Here is a 14872-nt window from a genome sequence, read left to right as displayed (position 1 = left end):
TTCTCCACATATACGAGTTAACTAGCCATCACAAAAGGCCGCTTTAAGAACATCTCGTGTTGTCACGGATCTGTCATATAGAAAGCATAAAGTTCGGATGTCAAAAATTTGTCATTCCCAACCATGTTCTCTGGAGGACATATGAAGCTGGTCAAGACTGCCGTGGCAGGCATCGTTTCGATGGTAGTGATGGGTACTGCGTTCGCGGCGGAAATTACCGGTGCAGGCGCCTCGTTCCCGGCGCCCGTGTATTCCAAATGGGCAGACGCCTACCAAAAAGCTACGGGTAACAAGGTCAACTATCAATCCATCGGTTCGTCGGGCGGCATCAAGCAGATTGGCGCCAAGACGGTCGATTTCGGCGCATCGGACGCCCCGCTRAAGGACGAGGAACTGGCCAAGCAAGGCCTGGTGCAGTTCCCGACGGTGATCGGCGGCGTGGTGCCGGTGATCAACCTGCAAGGCGTGAAGCCGGGCGACCTCACCATCACCGGTGAACTGCTCGCCAACATCTACCTGGGCAAGATCAAGAAGTGGGACGATCCCGCCATCAAGGCCCTGAACCCGAAGGTCCAGCTGCCGAACCAGGACATCCTGCCGGTCCGTCGCGCCGATGGCTCGGGCACCACGTTCATCTTCACGAACTACCTGTCGAAGGTCAGCGCTGACTGGAAGAGCACGGTGGGCGAAGGCACCACGGTCAACTGGCCGGGCGGCGGCACGGGCGGCAAGGGTAACGAAGGCGTGGCCGCTTTCGTGCAGCGCCTGAACGGTGCCATTGGCTACGTGGAGTACGCGTACGCCAAGCAAAACAAGATGACCCACCTGAACATGAAGAACGCCTCGGGTGAAGTGGTGCAGCCGGGCGACGACGCCTTCAAGGCCGCCGCCGCCGGTGCTGACTGGAGCAAGACGTACTACCAGATCCTGACCAACCAGCAAGGCAAGACCGCATGGCCGATCGCTGGCGCCACGTTCATCCTGGTGCACAAGAGCCAGGAAAAGGCAGCGCAAGGCGCGGAAGTGCTGAAGTTCTTCGACTGGGCCTACAAGAGCGGCGCCAACATGGCCGCTGACCTGGACTACGTGCCGCTGCCGGAATCGGTCGTGAACCAGATCCGCACGACGTGGAAGACCAGCGTCAAGGACGCGTCGGGCAAGTCGCTGTACTAAGCTGCTGTACTGACGGCACGGGCAGGGCGCGAGGATCTACCGGATCACGTGCCTTGTCATCCGCAGGGCTGGCCGGCCCGCCCAGGTAAGTCACCGAGGCGGGCCGTGCCGCTTGCATCCACGCACTCCATATCCCACCATGGCCACTACGCCCGATCTCCCCGCCGTCCGGCCCCCCAGCCGCATGGGCGACATCCTGTTCGGCGGCCTGACGCGCGGCGCCGCCATCGTGACGCTGCTGCTGCTGGGCGGCATCATCGTTTCCCTGGCATTCAGCGCCTGGCCCTCGATCCAGAAATTCGGCATCTCGTTCCTGTGGAACGCCGAATGGGATCCGCCTGCCGACGTCTACGGCGCCCTGGTCCCCATCTACGGCACGCTGATCACCTCGATCATCGCGCTTATCATCGCCGTGCCGGTCAGTTTCGGCATCGCCCTGTTCCTGACCGAGCTGTCGCCCGCCTGGCTGCGCCGGCCGCTCGGCACTGCCATCGAGCTGCTTGCTGCCGTGCCGTCCATCGTCTACGGCATGTGGGGCCTGCTCGTGTTCTCGCCGATCTTCGGCGAGTACTTCCAGAGGCCGCTGGCCAACACGATTGGCCAGGTGCCCGTGATCGGCAAGCTGTTCCAGGGCGCGCCGCTGGGCATCGGCCTGCTGTGTGCCGGCGTGATCCTGGCGATCATGATTATCCCGTACATCGCTTCGGTGATGCGCGACGTGTTCGAAGTGACTCCGGTGCTGCTGAAGGAATCGGCGTACGGCGTGGGCTGCACCACCTGGGAGGTGATGTGGCGCGTGGTGCTGCCGTACACCCGGGCCGGTGTGATCGGCGGCGTGATGCTTGGCCTGGGCCGCGCGCTCGGCGAGACCATGGCCGTGACGTTCGTGATCGGCAACACCAACCTGCTGGACAACGTCTCGCTGTTTTCGCCCGGCAACTCSATCACCTCGGCGCTGGCGAACGAATTCGCCGAAGCCGGTGCGGGCCTGCACACGGCCGCGCTGATGGAACTGGGCCTGATCCTGTTCTTCATTACCTTCGTGGTGCTGGCGCTGTCCAAAGTGCTGCTGCTGCGCCTTGCCAAGAATGAGGGGGGCAAATGAACCAAGCCAGCCAAACCGTATCTGCCACGCAGATCCCGGCCGTTCGCCCCGATGCGGACGCCGTGCGCACCCGGCTGCAGGCGTCCCGCCGGCGCATGAACGTCTACGCGCTGACCGCCTCGCTCGCGGCCATGGTCTTCGGCCTGTTCTGGCTCGCGTGGATCCTCTGGACTACCATTTCGCTGGGCGTGGGCGGCCTGTCGCTCGACCTGTTCACGCAGATGACCCCGGCGCCCAACACCGCCGGCGGCGGTCTGGCCAATGCCATCTTCGGCAGCTTCGTGATGGTGGGCGTGGCCACGCTGATTGGCACGCCGCTGGGCATCCTGGCCGGCATCTACCTGGCCGAGTATGGTCAGAAGTCGCCGCTGGCCAGCCTGATCCGCTTTATCAACGACATCTTGCTGTCGGCGCCGTCCATCGTGATCGGCCTGTTCGTCTATGCGCTGGTGGTCACGCGGATGGGGCACTTCTCGGGCTGGGCCGGCATCTGCGCGCTGGCACTGCTGCAGGTTCCCATCGTGGTGCGTACCACCGAGAACATGCTGAACCTGGTGCCGAACGCGCTGCGCGAGGCTGCCGTGGCCCTGGGCACGCCGAAGTGGAAGATGGTGATGTCGATCACGGTCAAGTCGTCGTATGCGGGCATCGTTACCGGCGTGCTGCTGGCCGTGGCCCGTATCGCCGGCGAGACCGCGCCGCTGCTGTTCACGGCGCTGTCCAACCAGTTCTGGACCAGCGACCTGAACAAGCCGATGGCCAACCTGCCGGTGACGATCTTCCGCTTCGCGATGAGCCCGTTCACCGAATGGCAGCAGCTGGCCTGGGCCGGTGTGTTCCTCATTACCGTCGGTGTGCTCGCGCTGAATATCGTCGCGCGCATGCTGTTCAAGAAATAAGCCGGCGCCACGTGCCCCGATCATCGAATTCCAGCGAGACACGAGCATGACCTCTACCGTCATCGACATTCCCGACACCGTGCGCGCCAAGATCGACGTGCGGAACCTGAACTTCTATTACGGTCAGTTCCACGCGCTGAAGCACATCAACATGTCCATCCCGGACCGCAAGGTGACTGCGTTCATCGGCCCGTCCGGTTGCGGCAAGTCCACGCTGCTGCGCACCTTCAACAAGATGTTCGCGCTGTACCCGGAGCAACGGGCCGAGGGCGAGATCAACATGGACGGCGAGAACCTGCTGGCCAGCAAGCAGGACATCGCGCTGCTGCGCGCCAAGGTGGGCATGGTGTTCCAGAAGCCCACGCCGTTCCCGATGTCGATCTATGACAACATCGCCTTTGGCGTGCGTCTGTTCGAAAAGCTCTCGCGCTCCGAAATGGACGACCGCGTGGAGTGGGCGCTCTCGAAGGCCGCCCTGTGGAACGAGGCCAAGGACAAGCTGCACCAGTCGGGCTACGGCCTGTCGGGCGGCCAGCAGCAGCGTCTGTGCATCGCGCGCGGCATCGCCATCCGTCCGGAAGTGCTGCTGCTCGACGAACCGTGCTCGGCGCTGGACCCGATCTCCACCGGTCGCATCGAGGAACTGATTGCCGAACTCAAGGACGAGTACACGGTGGTCATCGTCACCCACAACATGCAGCAGGCCGCGCGCTGCTCGGACTACACCGCCTACATGTACCTGGGCGAGCTGATCGAATTCGGCGAGACCGAGAAGATCTTCATCAAGCCGCACCGCAAGGAAACCGAGGATTACATCACCGGCCGCTTCGGCTGATCGCAGACCTTCCACGCCCCGGCCAGGAGAACATCATGACTGACAAGCACCTGTCGACCCAGTTCGACGCCGACCTCAACGCGATCAACACCAAGCTGCTGCAGATGGGCGGGCTTGTCGAGTCGCAGATCGAGCTCGCCATGCGCGCGCTGGCCGACTTCGACGCCGACCTGGCGGACCAGGTCATCACCCGCGAACAGCAACTCAATGCGCTGGAAGTGGAAATCGACGCGGACTGCAACAACATCATCGCGCGCCGCCAACCCACCGCGCGTGACCTGCGCCTGGTGATGGCGATCTCGAAGACCATCACCAACCTCGAGCGCGCCGGCGACGAGGCCGAGAAAGTGGCCAAGCGCACCAAGCACATCATGGAAGACGCGGCGGCGCACAACATCAACTACTCCGAGGTGAAGCTGTCGGGGGAGATGGCCATCACGCTGCTGCGCCAGGCGCTGGACGCCTTCGCCCGGCTCGACACCGTGGCGGCTGCGCGCATCGTCAAAGATGACAAGGCCATCGACGATGAATTCCGCGCCTTCGTGCGCAAGTTGATCACCTACATGATGGAAGACCCGCGCTCGATTTCGGTAGCGCTGGACTTCCTGTTCATCGCCAAGGCGATCGAACGAATCGGCGATCATGCCAAGAATATTGCAGAATTCATCATCTACATCGTCAAGGGCACGGACGTGCGCCATACCTCGCGCGAAGATATGGAGCGCGAAGCGCTGAGCTGACCCTGGCGGCAAGACTGAGAAGCGGAGAAAACATACATGCCAAGCAGTATTCTCGTTGTCGAAGACGAACCGGCGATTGCAGAACTGATCGCCGTCAACCTGCAGCACGCGGGGCACTATCCAATCCGAGCGTATAACGCCGAACAGGCGCTGTCCCTCATGAGCGATGTCCTGCCAGACCTCGTGTTGCTGGACTGGATGCTTCCGGGCAAGTCGGGCGCGACCTTCGCCAAGGAACTGCGTACCAACGACCGCACCAAGCAGATTCCCATCATCATGCTCACCGCCCGCAGCGAGGAGCAGGACAAGGTGATGGGGCTCGAGGCTGGCGCGGATGATTACGTCACCAAGCCGTTCTCGCCCAAGGAACTGCTGGCCCGCATCAAGGCCGTGCTGCGCCGTCGTGCGCCGCAGCTGACCGACGACGTGGTGGCCATCAACGGCCTGCGGCTGGACCCGGCCACGCACCGCGTGACCGGCCAGGATGACTCCGGCCCGATCAAGCTGGACCTTGGTCCTACCGAATTCCGTTTGCTGCACTTCCTGATGACTCATCCGGAACGTGTGCATAGTCGRTCACAATTRCTCGATCAGGTCTGGGGTGATCACGTGTTCGTGGAAGAGCGGACAGTGGACGTGCACATCAAGCGTCTGCGCGCCGCGCTGACGCCCGGGGGCTACAGCAATATGATCGAAACGGTACGTGGCAGCGGGTATCGGTTGGCGCGCTCGCCGAGCCACTGATCCGCCGATCGCCAGATCCTGGCAAGTCCGGCGCGGAGCAGCAGTAAGAGGGGCCGCGCCGGCACCATCGCCACGGCGGATTCGTGGCACACTCCGTCGCAACGACTGCGGTCGACCCGGCCTCCGGCCGGCCGCCTGACTCCACATCCCTCTCATGAATGTCATTTGGGCCCGATCCGCGGCCATCCTCGTCAGCCTGGCAGTTATCGCCGCCGGTCTGTACGTYTTTGTGGGGCCGGTTGCCGGCCTGACCTTCCTTTGCATCGCGCTGTTCCTGCAGCTTTGCTACTACCTGTTCCAGATCAACCGGCTGTGGAAGGTGCTCGACGCGCCCGCCTATGGCGAAATCCCGAGCGCGCTCGGGCTGTGGGGCGAGGTCTATTACCGCCTGCACCGGCTGGTCAAGCGCTGGCGCACGCAGGTGCTCCAGGTGGAGCAGCAGCACACGCGCTTTATCCAGGCCATCCAGGCGTCGCCTTACGGCGTGCTGATGCTTGACGATGCTGACCAGATCGAATGGTGCAACGGCGTGGCCGAGCAGCATTTCGGCCTGAACGCGCGGCGCGATGTGCGCCAGCGCATTACGCACCTGATCCGCCGCCCCGAGTTCATTCAGTACCTGACCCGCGAGCGCTACGACGAACCGCTGGTCATGCGCGACATGGGCGAGCACAAGCGCAACATCACCTCTGTCCAGATCCTTCCTTACGGCGAAAACCGCAAGCTCGTGCTGACGCAGGACATCACCAAGGTGGAAAACACCGAAGCCATGCGCCGCGATTTCGTGGCCAATGTGTCGCATGAACTGAAGACGCCACTGACCGTGCTCACCGGCTTCCTGGAAACCGTGCGCGACTTGCCGGTGTCCGAAGAGGACCGCAGGCGCTACGTGGACCTGATGCTGGTGCAGTCGATGCGCATGCAGCGGATCGTCGAAGACCTGCTGGCGCTGGCCAAGCTCGAGAGCGATGTGCAGCCGCCGACGCAGGATCGCGTGAATGTGGGCGCCCTGGCGGCCCACCTTGTGCACGATGCGGAGGCGCTCTCGCAGGACCGCCACCAGATCGCCGCCGAGATCGACACAGGCGTGGTACTGCGCGGGGCGGAGAGCGAGTTGCTGTCGGCGCTGGGTAACCTGGTGTCGAACGCAGTGCGCTACACGCCGGACGGCGGGCGGATTGCGATCCGGCTGAGTTTTACSGATGGACACTCGGTGTTTTCGGTCAGCGATACGGGGCTGGGCATTGCACCCGAGCACATCCCGCGCCTGACCGAGCGGTTCTACCGCGTGGACCGCAGCCGCTCGCGCGACACCGGCGGCACCGGCCTGGGGCTGGCCATCGTCAAGCATGTCCTGTCGCGCCACCATGCCGACCTGCGCGTGACCAGCGAGGTCGGGCGCGGCAGCACCTTCCGGATCGTCTTCCCGACGGACCGCAGTGGCTATGAGCCGGCGGCCGTTGCATCGCACCTGCCRGACCCGCGCCGCCACGCGGCGTAACACCGGGTCGCGGCAAATCGCCCCCTCCCGCACGCGGGAAGGGGCGAATCGGCGAATCCATCAGTTCCCGAATATCCTCAGCAGTTCCGCCTGACTCACCAGCTGCCGCTTGGCCGCCGAGCGCTTGCGCACGTATTGGCCATCGGGCTGCATCAGCCATGCGGACGCGTTGTCGCGCAGGTGCACCTGCAGGCTTTCCTTGATCACACGCGCCTTGAGCTTGCGATCCAGCACCGGGAAGGCCACCTCCACGCGGCGGAACAGGTTGCGATCCATCCAGTCGGCGCTCGACAGGTAGAGCACATCCTCGCCATCGGCACGGAAGTAGTAGACCCGATGGTGCTCCAGGAAGCGGCCCACCACCGAACGCACGGTGATGTTGTCCGACATCCCCGGCACGCCCGGGCGCAGCGCGCACACGCCACGCACGATCAGGTCGATCTTCACCCCCGCGCGCGACGCCTTGTAGAGTTCGTCGATGATCGACGGCTCCAGCAGCGCGTTCATCTTGGCGATGATGCGCGCCCGCTTGCCCGCCCGCGCATTGCGCGCCTCGGCGCGGATATGCTCGACGAGGTTGCTGTGCATGGTGAACGGCGACTGCCACAGGTGGTTCAGCCGGATCGTCCCGGCCGTGCCGGTCAGCAGCTGGAACACGTGGTGCACGTCCTCGCAGACTTTCTCGTCGGCCGTCAACAGGCCGAAGTCGGTGTACAGCCGGGCCGTGCGCGGGTGGTAGTTGCCGGTGCCCAGGTGCGCATAGCGGCGCAGGGTGACCTGCTTCACCTTCGGGCCGGCTGCCTCGCGCCGCACGATCAGCAGCATCTTGGCGTGGCACTTGTGGCCCACCACGCCGTAGACCACGTGGGCGCCGGCGGACTCGAGCCGCTCGGCCCAGTTGATATTGGTTTCCTCGTCGAAGCGCGCCAGCAACTCCACCACCACCGTGACTTCCTTGCCGTTGCGCGCCGCAGTCATCAGCGCCTCCATGACCGCCGACTCATTGCCGGTGCGGTACACGGTCTGCTTGATGGCCACCACGTTCGGGTCGGCCGCGGCGAGTTGCAGCAGGTCGAGCACGGAGGTGAAGCTCTCGTACGGATGGTGCAGCAGCACGTCCTGCTGGCGGATCACGTCGAACATGCCAAGCCCGGTCAGGAGCGGCTTGACCGGTGCCGGCACGTGCGGCGGATACTTGAGGGCAGGGCGGTCGACCAGATCGGGAATCTGCATCAACCGCACCAGGTTCACCGGGCCGCTCACGCGGTACAGGTCCTGCTCGGTCAGGCCCGATTCCAGCAGCAGCCGGCGCGAGAGCGCGGGCGGGGTATCGGACGAGACCTCGAGCCGCACCGTATCGCCGAAATGCCGGGCCGGCAGTTCGCCCTGGAGCGCCTCGCGCAGGTCGGTGATGTCGTCTTCGGAGACGAACAGGTCGGAATTGCGGGTGACGCGGAACTGGTAGCAGCCCTCCACGTCGATGGCGGGGAACAGTTCATGCACGAACGCCTGCATGAACGAGGACAGCATCACGAAGCCATACGGATAGCCGGACAGCTTCTCCGGCATGCGCACCACGCGCGGCAATGCGCGCGGGGCCTGCACGATGGCGAGGTCGGCTTCGCGGCCGAAGGCGTCCTTGCCGGACAGTTCGACGACGAAGTTCAGGCTCTTGTTGAGCACGCGCGGGAACGGGTGCGCCGGATCGAGCGCGATCGGCGTCAGCACCGGACCCAGCTCGCGCGTGAAGAAATCGCGCGCCCATCGGCGCTGATCGTCGGTCCAGGTGTTCGTCAGGTGAAAAAACACGCCTTCCTGTTCGAGGGCGGGGAAGATCACGTTCTGCAGCATGTCATACTGCGAGGCCACGAGCCGCTGTGTGCGCTCCGTGACGAGCTGATAGGTCTGGAGGACGGAGAGACCATCGGGCGTCAGGCCCGATGCGTTATCACGCATCTGCTCCTTCAGCCCCGCCATGCGGATTTCAAAAAACTCGTCCAGATTGCTGGAGACGATGCAGATGAACTTCAGCCTTTCCAGCAGCGGTACGTTCGGGTCGGCAGCCTGCGCCAGCACGCGCGCATTGAATTCCAGAATGCCAAGCTCGCGGTTCAGCAGCGTGCCGGGCGGCGTCGTCATCATGTGTAGAACCTTATTTTGGCGATGTGGCGACTTTTTCATAGAATCGTGTCAATTTGATGACACTTTGATTTTGTCATGATGCAGACATGACAAGGACATAATCTTACGCGTTTGGCGGGGTTGTACGTATCTTGCCAAACTTGCACCGATCCTGCGCTACTTACGCACGCAATGACACAGAATCCCCGCCTGCTGGCCGCCGTCGACATGGGTTCCAATAGCTTCCGCCTGATGATCGGGCGGGTGGACGAGACGCCCACGGCCTCCGGCCCTGCCAGCCAGATCTTCCAGGTGGATGCCCTGCGCGAGCCGGTACGACTTGCCGCCGGTCTGACGCCTGACAAATACTTGGACCAACCCGCGCGACGACGCGGCATCGACGCGCTGCGCCGCTTTGGCGACCGCCTGCGCGATTTCTCGCCAGAACACGTGCGTGCGGTGGCCACCAACACGCTGCGCGTGGCCAAGAATGCTTCCGAATTCCTGATCGAGGCAGAAAGTGCGCTCGGCTTCCCGATCGAAGTGATCGCCGGGCGCGAAGAGGCGCGGCTGATCTATCTCGGCGCCTCGCACGATGCGCCAGCCTGCCAGGGCAACCGGCTCGTGGTCGACATCGGCGGCGGYTCCACCGAGTTCATCATTGGCAGCGGCTATCAGTCGAAGCTGATGGAAAGCTTGTATATCGGATGCGTGTCGCACAGCCGTCATTTCTTTCCGAGCGGCAACGTGGATGAATACGCGTTCAAGCAGGCCGAACTGGCCGCGCGGCGCGAGATCCAGGTGCTGGTGCGTCAGTACCGCGCGGCGGGCTGGCAGCAGGCAGTGGGCTCGTCGGGCACGGCACGCGCGCTGGCCGAGCTGATCGAGCTGAACGGCATGAACGACAACCCGGCCGAGCACGGCATCACGCGCGAGGGCCTGGAGCGGCTCAAGCGCGCGCTGATCAAGGCCGAGAACGCCAATCGTGTGAAGCTCGCGGGCCTCAAGGCCGACCGCATCCCGGTGCTGCCAGGCGGCCTGTCGATCATGCTGGGCGTGTTCGCCGAACTCGACGTGGACCGCATGGACGTGACCGACGGCGCGCTGCGGTTGGGCGTGCTGTACGACCTGCTCGGTCGTAGCCACCACGAGGACATGCGCACGGTCACCGTCGACCAGTTCATGCGCCGCTACGCCGTGGACCGCGCGCAGGCGAGCCGGGTAGGGCAGGCCGCGCGCGATCTGCTCGCCCAGTTCCCCGATCCGCCCAACGAGCGCCGCGACGACAACCTCGCGCTACTGGGCTGGGCCGCGAGCCTGCACGAGATCGGCATGTCGATCTCGCATAGCGGCTATCACAAGCATTCGGCCTATATCGCCACACACGCGGACATGCCGGGCTTCTCGAAGACCGACCAGGCGCGGCTGGCGACGCTGCTGCTGGGCCATGCGGGCAAGCTGGGCAAGCTCTCTGGCAGCGGCAAGTTCGTCGACTGGCGCATGCTGTTCAGCCTGCGTCTGGCTTTTGTCCTGTGCCGGCGCCGTGCGGACGTGAAGCTGCCCCAGATCGAGGTCAGCCAGCGGTCGGATGCTCTCGATGAGGGTTTCGAAGTGCGGCTGCCTAAGGTGTGGATCGATGAGAACCCGCTCGTCGAGTACAGCCTGGCGCAGGAGTCCGACGAATGGGAGCGCGTGGGCAAGCGCTACAAGGTGGTGTACGTCTGATTCGGCAGTCTTCCGAGCAGCCAGTAAAAAAGGCGACCCCGTTTCCGGAGTCGCCTTTTTTCATGCCGATGAAATGTGCCGTTTCGATCGGGGAGCCGACAGGCTTCGGTCGCGGACTCAGCCGCGGTTGAGGCCCAGGAAATGGCGGGCGTAGCGCGGGTTCATGTCGCTCACGCGCAGCAGCGTCAGGAAGTCGGCTACGTTGAAGTCGGGATCCCATGCCGGCTCGCCGCAGATCTTCGCGCCCAGGCGCAGATAGCCCTTGATCAGCGCCGGCGGTTCCACGTCGAGCGCCTGGTTCAGGTTTTCCACCGGCAGGCGAGTGCGCGGGAAGGCGTGGTACTCGATCGGTGCCAGGAACTTCTCGGAGAACAGACGATGGAGGCTGGCCGCGTAGTGGCCGCCGTCGCTCATCGGCACGCTGGCGCAGCCGAGCATCGACTCGAGGTTGTAGCGTTGCAGGTATTCGCCCAGCCCGGCCCAGAGCGCCATGATGACGCTGCCCGAGCGGTAGTCGCGGTGCACGCACGAGCGGCCCAGCTCCAGCATCTTGGGGCGCAGGTGCGCCAGGCGCACGAGGTCGAATTCGGATTCGGCRTAGAGGCAGCCGACGCGCTTGGCCTGGTGCGGCGGCAGYACGCGGTAGGTGCCCACCACGCGCAGCGTTTCCTGGTCGCGTACGATCAGGTGGTCGCAATAGGCGTCGAACATGTCGACATCGGTGCCATTGGACGACGACTGGAGCCGTGCGCCCATTTCTTCGGCGAAGACCTTGTAGCGCAGGCGCTGCGCCTCGGCTACTTCGTCCTGGTGACGTGCCCACGCCACACTGAAAGCAGGCGCTGGAGCTTGTGCATGGGTTTGGTGCTGTGCTGGCTGACGAGGAAGACGGCTCCGCGCCGACTGGCCGGAGCGGCCAGTGGGCAAAGCGTCAAACAGCGGCTGGGTAGGCGTCGGAAGGTCGCGCATGTATGTCCTTTCGGTGACGAAACGGCTTCGAAACAATGTAGAGAGGGCTGGTGACAGTGCCGTGAAGCAGTGATGACGCTTCCATGACGTCCCTCTGTTGGGCGGCGCACCGGCGACTCTAGCCAGCGGCCTCCCGTGTTTCCATCGTCGTTATCCGAAAAAAGGACCGGTATTGCAGTTTGAAAACCTTGCCTCGGAATTGAGGCAGATCCGTCGCGAATCTGCCGCATCGTCCTAGAGGAAATCGGGACCCGTGACGGCGCGCAGGACGACCTGGGCCTCGGTGTCGCGCGTGCGTGCGGACAGCCACCAGATGCCGCTCTTCTTCACGCTCCAGYTGATTTCGTGGCCCGCCAGCAACAGGCTGGCCAGGCGGCCGATCCATGGCTGGTGGCCCACGACCACGGTGTGCTCGTGGCCTTGCGGCCAGTCGATGGCGGCGAGGATGGCGCTGACATCGGCGCCGGGCGCGAGGTCGGGCAGGACTTCCACCTTGCTACTGAGTGCGCCAGCGGTCTCGCGCGTGCGCAGGGCCGGGCTGCAGACTACGCGATGATCGGCGGGCAGATGGGCGCGCAACCATGCGGCGGATGCCTCGGCCTGCTTGCGGCCACGCCGCGTGAGGGGRCGTTGCAGGTCAGCGCTGCGCGAGAGGCTGAGGGGGTCAGGCAAGTCCTCGGCTTCGGCGTGGCGCCACAAGATCAGATTCATGTTGGCAGGTATTCGTTGTGCCTTGAGTATGGTGAAGCGGGTAGCCCAAGGCAAGACGCGGGGCGCGCGTCGTCAAACGAATCGCCAGAAACAAAACGGGCCGCCCGAAGGCAGCCCGTCAGTGTCGGCGGGGGCGATGTCAGCCGCGTGACAGCGGCGCTCGCCCGATCGGCGCGAACTCAGGATTTGTGGCGGAAATTGATGCGGCCCTTGGTCAGGTCGTAGGGCGACATTTCGAGGGTCACGCGGTCACCGGCCAGAATGCGGATGCGGTGCTTCTGCATCTTGCCCGAGGCGTATGCCCAGATTTCCACGCCGTTTTCCAGCGTGACGCGATAACGGTTGTCGGGCAGGGCTTCCGACACCACGCCGCCAAATTCAATGAGTTCTTCCTTAGCCAATCTGTTTTCCTTTGCGGCAGCCCCGAGAGCTGCGTAAGTTTTTAGGGAATACGTGTGAAGCGCCCGATGGATCATCGGGCTGGACCGTGCCATGGCGCGGTCCTGTGCGTCTCGGGACAGGCGGGCAAGGTGTTTCCGGGTCTGGCCGGCCGCGACATACCCCGAATCTGGGGGTGCGGCGCCGAAAAATCCAGTGTGCCTGGCAGCACGGACCCGGTTACAGGGCATGCTCAGATACCCCGGAACTGACGCGGGATTATAGCACGTTCGGCGGTGCAGCATGCCCTGCGGCCGTCGCGCTACTCGACCCGTCCGGAGAGGTTGCGACCACAGGTGTGTGACGGGGATTGCACATGTAAGAGTAGGCAATTTCACGCGGTCCTTTGCACCCATTATCGCGGCAGCCTTCATCCTTGCTGTTAAGGGGTGCTGGTGGTTTTTTCGACAGTGAAGATGCACTCTGCAGGGGCGAGGGCATCTTCACGAATCGCGATTCTGCTGGCTGATGCTCTTACGCGATCTACTTGGCGCATGCGATTGGTATCGGAACGTTATATCCTGTCGGGGAACACTGGGCGTGGTTGAGCGCTAGCAAGACTGCCAGTGGCATATTGTCCGCCATGATGTTGAGCACTTGTCTTGGTATCTTAGTCTGTCTCAATGTGGATATACTCGTGCCGATACCGACGAGCTAGGAGCAATCGTGCGATCTGTCATCAAACGAATTACTACGATTGAGCAGCGTGCGGCAGTGCGAGGCGTTTTGCGCAGGCTGCGCCCGGTCCCGAAGCCGGCACCAGAGCCGAAGTTCCATGATCGGCTGCACGAGTTCTCTTCGCCATATCGCCTGCACCTTGGCTGCGGGAATGTAAAGTTGAACGGCTTTTGCAACGTTGATGCCCTTGAGACGATGGCCGCGGACGCAATTGACGACATTCGCACGCTACGGCGTTTTCCAGCCCAAAGCGCCCAGGAGATTTATGCGTGCCACGTGCTGGAGCACTTCGCTCATGACGAGGTGGTGCCGTTGCTCAAACGGTGGTATGAGATTCTGCAGCCGGGCGGCGTTTTGCGGATTTCCGTACCAGATCTGGACAGAATCGTTCGGATCTATCACAAGAACTGGGAGCACTTCCAGAAGCCAGGGCATACGCCATGGATAGGGCTAATCTACGGCGGCCAGTCGACTCCCTATGATTTTCACAAGACGGGATTTAATGCCAATTGGCTGTGCCATTTGCTTGAGCAGTGCGGATTCGAGCAGTGCGAAGAATACCCTCATGAGCCCCATTTTGTGCCCGGGGCAGTGGACGCCTCCATTGCGAATGCAACGTTCGGTGAGTACTTTTCGCTAAACATGATGGCTCGACGTCCTCGATAGAGGATGGCGGCAGTCACAAAAGCCACCTTCGGGTGCCCTTTTGCCCTTATGTTTCGATTTACTAGAAAATCTAGCGGAACAGTTTTTGCCACCACGGCCCATATTGAGGATCATAAGGCGCCTTCCAACCCCTATGGACATTTTCTATGGCGTCTTCTTGGCAAACGCCTTTTGCAATGAGGCGATGTACTTCGGCGTCTGCAGCGTCACTCTGGAAAATCCGGGCGGTGATTGGCGTGACCTCAGGGCAAGGTGGCGGTCCCTCGACAATGGTCTGTGCCGGGATCAGGTCACAGAACCAGGCCCTACCATCGCACTGCCGGCTGGCATCAGCCCTGGACAAATAGGAAAGCAGGCCGAGGGCGAGCAATCCCCCTAGGATCAATGCTGCACGGGTGCTCACAAATCGCCAGAAAAATACAATGGCTCCCAACATCGCTATGACGCCCATCCAATGAACCTCCGTTTCCGTTCGGCCTGAAGATGGTATGCGTGCTAGACACGCCCAGAAGGACACCCAAAAGGGTGGCACGACTGAGCCTCTATGCAATACCCCAAATGGGTGAA

The 14872-nt window shown here is 63.0% G+C and carries 14 protein-coding genes; 9 read left to right on the top strand and 5 right to left on the bottom strand.

The genetic code is table 11. The features are described from left to right. Positions 1-141 precede the first annotated feature (141 nt). The 7 genes from pstS (at position 142) to phoR (ending at position 6997) form a co-directional block, all read left to right on the top strand. Positions 142-1173, top strand: coding sequence for a phosphate ABC transporter substrate-binding protein PstS (pstS, locus tag AB4Z27_RS04210; RefSeq protein ID WP_441590502.1), 1032 nt, complete (start codon positions 142-144; stop codon positions 1171-1173). A 139-nt stretch (positions 1174-1312) separates the two neighbouring features. Next, positions 1313-2278 carry a phosphate ABC transporter permease PstC gene (gene pstC / locus AB4Z27_RS04205; RefSeq protein ID WP_092289793.1) on the top strand — a complete coding sequence of 322 codons (966 nt, stop codon included), beginning with the start codon at positions 1313-1315 and terminating at the stop codon, positions 2276-2278. Continuing rightward, complete coding sequence (pstA, locus tag AB4Z27_RS04200) at positions 2275-3177, top strand: phosphate ABC transporter permease PstA (protein ID WP_092289791.1); 903 nt, start codon at positions 2275-2277, stop codon at positions 3175-3177. Before pstC ends, pstA begins: the two co-directional genes overlap by 4 nt. Positions 3178-3223: 46 nt before the next feature. Next, the gene (gene pstB, locus AB4Z27_RS04195; RefSeq protein ID WP_092289789.1) at positions 3224-4012 is read left to right on the top strand and encodes a phosphate ABC transporter ATP-binding protein PstB; all 789 of its coding nucleotides are present in this window, start codon (positions 3224-3226) and stop codon (positions 4010-4012) included. Positions 4013-4047: 35 nt separating this feature from the next. Next, positions 4048-4752, top strand: coding sequence for a phosphate signaling complex protein PhoU (phoU, locus tag AB4Z27_RS04190; protein ID WP_092289787.1), 705 nt, complete (start codon positions 4048-4050; stop codon positions 4750-4752). A gap of 36 nt (positions 4753-4788) precedes the next feature. Further along, the gene (gene phoB, locus AB4Z27_RS04185; protein ID WP_066735924.1) at positions 4789-5496 is read left to right on the top strand and encodes a phosphate regulon transcriptional regulator PhoB; all 708 of its coding nucleotides are present in this window, start codon (positions 4789-4791) and stop codon (positions 5494-5496) included. Between the two features lie 154 nt (positions 5497-5650). Continuing rightward, entirely contained in the window at positions 5651-6997 is a 1347-nt protein-coding gene (phoR, locus tag AB4Z27_RS04180; protein ID WP_092289785.1) for a phosphate regulon sensor histidine kinase PhoR, read from the top strand. A gap of 60 nt (positions 6998-7057) precedes the next feature. On the opposite strand, the gene ppk1 is transcribed toward phoR, so the two are convergent. Further along, on the bottom strand, positions 7058-9178 hold the full coding sequence (gene ppk1, locus AB4Z27_RS04175; RefSeq protein WP_441643950.1) for a polyphosphate kinase 1: 2121 nt from the start codon (positions 9176-9178) through the stop codon (positions 7058-7060). A gap of 132 nt (positions 9179-9310) precedes the next feature. Here ppk1 and ppx point away from each other — a divergent pair, with 132 nt between their 5' ends. Further along, the gene (gene ppx / locus AB4Z27_RS04170; protein ID WP_092289781.1) at positions 9311-10843 is read left to right on the top strand and encodes an exopolyphosphatase; all 1533 of its coding nucleotides are present in this window, start codon (positions 9311-9313) and stop codon (positions 10841-10843) included. 117 nt (positions 10844-10960) lie between these two features. On the opposite strand, the gene AB4Z27_RS04165 is transcribed toward ppx, so the two are convergent. From AB4Z27_RS04165 to infA, 3 genes are all read right to left on the bottom strand, one after another. Beyond that, positions 10961-11812, bottom strand: coding sequence for a GNAT family N-acetyltransferase (locus AB4Z27_RS04165; RefSeq protein ID WP_441590501.1), 852 nt, complete (start codon positions 11810-11812; stop codon positions 10961-10963). Positions 11813-12046: 234 nt separating this feature from the next. Further along, a complete protein-coding gene (locus tag AB4Z27_RS04160; protein WP_441643949.1) occupies positions 12047-12523 on the bottom strand; it encodes a SixA phosphatase family protein in 477 nt (158 codons plus the stop codon). 179 nt (positions 12524-12702) lie between these two features. Next, positions 12703-12924 (bottom strand): translation initiation factor IF-1, encoded by a 222-nt coding sequence (infA, locus tag AB4Z27_RS04155; RefSeq protein WP_008641674.1) that lies wholly within the window; start codon positions 12922-12924, stop codon positions 12703-12705. 703 nt (positions 12925-13627) lie between these two features. Here infA and AB4Z27_RS04150 point away from each other — a divergent pair. Further along, on the top strand, positions 13628-14305 hold the full coding sequence (locus tag AB4Z27_RS04150; protein WP_441643948.1) for a class I SAM-dependent methyltransferase: 678 nt from the start codon (positions 13628-13630) through the stop codon (positions 14303-14305). Positions 14306-14375: 70 nt separating this feature from the next. Here the strand turns inward: AB4Z27_RS04150 and AB4Z27_RS04145 are convergent, their stop codons facing one another. After that, on the bottom strand, positions 14376-14756 hold the full coding sequence (locus AB4Z27_RS04145; RefSeq protein ID WP_441643947.1) for a hypothetical protein: 381 nt from the start codon (positions 14754-14756) through the stop codon (positions 14376-14378). Positions 14757-14872 lie beyond the last annotated feature (116 nt).

This window comes from Cupriavidus sp. KB_39, from assembly GCF_052114485.1.
Taxonomy (GTDB): Bacteria; Pseudomonadota; Gammaproteobacteria; order Burkholderiales; family Burkholderiaceae; genus Cupriavidus.
This window is presented reverse-complemented; position numbering and strand designations above follow the sequence as displayed.